Origin of the sequence: Streptomyces sp. NPDC005195 (assembly GCF_040608315.1) — a bacterium.
Classification (GTDB): Bacteria; Actinomycetota; Actinomycetes; order Streptomycetales; family Streptomycetaceae; genus Streptomyces; species Streptomyces kaempferi.
On the sequence record NZ_JBEXHZ010000342.1, the window covers coordinates 1 to 1,374 of the forward strand.

Here is a 1,374-nt window from a genome sequence, read left to right on the forward strand (position 1 = left end):
CCGGCGAACACTTCCGCGAGCAGCTAGGTTCACGTGGGCCTGTCCCTCGCGGGTGCCGCCTCCCAGGCGCGCCAGGACCGCGGCCACCTCCTCGCCCGTGGCGTCCCGTGCGGCCATGACGAGCATCTCCCGCGCGACGGGCATGAGGTCGTCGAGCGTCGGACGTCGGCCGCCATGGCGCGCTCCTCCGCGCCGGACCGAATCCGGGAGTCCGGTCACGGTATCGATCCCCGCCACGATGCCGCGGGCTCCTCGCCAGGCCCAGCACGGAGTGCCCGGCCGTACGCGGCCGCCGACTCGCTCCAGTCGGCCCGCGTACGGCGCCCTGCTCACCAGGTCTCCTTGGACATCGCGGACTTCCCCGGGTCGACGCCTCGGGCACCGGCCCGGGGACGGGTCACCGCTCGCGCGTTGCTTCTCCTGGTGCGGGGGCGCCGGTTCAGGTCAGGTCGAACTCGCCCTCGCGGGCTCCCGACACGAACGCGCCCCACTCGGCAGGCGTGAAGATCAGGGAAGGGCTCTCGACGCGGTCGCTGTTGCGCATCGCGATGAAGCCCTCGACAAAGGCGATCTGGACGTCACCTCGCCCTCGGCTGCTGGACTGCCAGTCGGCTTTGCTCAGGTCCAGCTCAGGCTTGTCCCAGCCCGCGAGCGGGTGTTGCTCGATGGTGCTCTCGGCCACGTCCGTGCTCCTCCCGGTTCGTCGTCCGCCGTCAGCCTAGCGATCGGTTCGGGTGGCGGACAGGCCACGTGAGGGGGACGGTTTCAGGAACTGGGCGGCTCGGACCCGACCAGCCACATCGCGAAGAACTGGGAGCCGCCTCCGTAGGCGTGCCCCAGCGCTCGGCGAGCCCCTTCCACCTGGTGTTCTCCCGCCAGTCCGCGTACCTGGAGCGCCGCTTCCGCGAACCGGATCATCCCGGAGGCGCCGATCGGATTGGTGGAGAGTACGCCGCCCGACATGTTGACGGGCAGGTCCCCGTCGAGCTCGGTCACCCCGGACTCCGTGAGTTTCCAGCCCTCGCCCTCGGCGGCGAAGCCGAGGTTCTCCAGCCACATGGGTTCGTACCAGGAGAAAGGTACGTACATTTCCACGGCGTCGATGTCCCGGCGCGGGTCCGCGATGCCGGCCTGCCGGTAGACGTCGGCAGCGCAGTCCTTGCCCGCCTGCGGTGACACGCAGTCCTTGCCGGCGAAGAGGGTGGGCTCGCTGCGCATCGCGCCGCCGTGCAGCCACGCGGGCGGACGGGGTGAACGCGCCGCGCCCGCACGGTCGGTGAGGATCATGGCGCAGGCGCCGTCCGAGGACGGGCAGGTCTCCGAGTAGCGGATCGGGTCCCAGAGCATCGGGGAGGCCTGGACCTTCTCCAGGGT

At 71.0% G+C, this 1,374-nt stretch carries 2 protein-coding genes and 1 pseudogene; all 3 read right to left on the minus strand.

Translation table 11 applies throughout. The annotated features are described in order from the left end of the window. Positions 1-333 (minus strand): hypothetical protein (locus tag ABZV34_RS39520; RefSeq protein WP_356288149.1); only part of this gene is annotated, 333 nt, incomplete at its 3' end. Between the two features lie 106 nt (positions 334-439). Beyond that, positions 440-682: a DUF397 domain-containing protein gene (locus ABZV34_RS39525; protein ID WP_356288152.1), complete on the minus strand. Its 243-nt coding sequence runs from the start codon at positions 680-682 to the stop codon at positions 440-442. Positions 683-765: 83 nt separating this feature from the next. Then, positions 766-1,374: pseudogene (locus tag ABZV34_RS39530) on the minus strand (thiolase domain-containing protein); the annotation flags it as partial.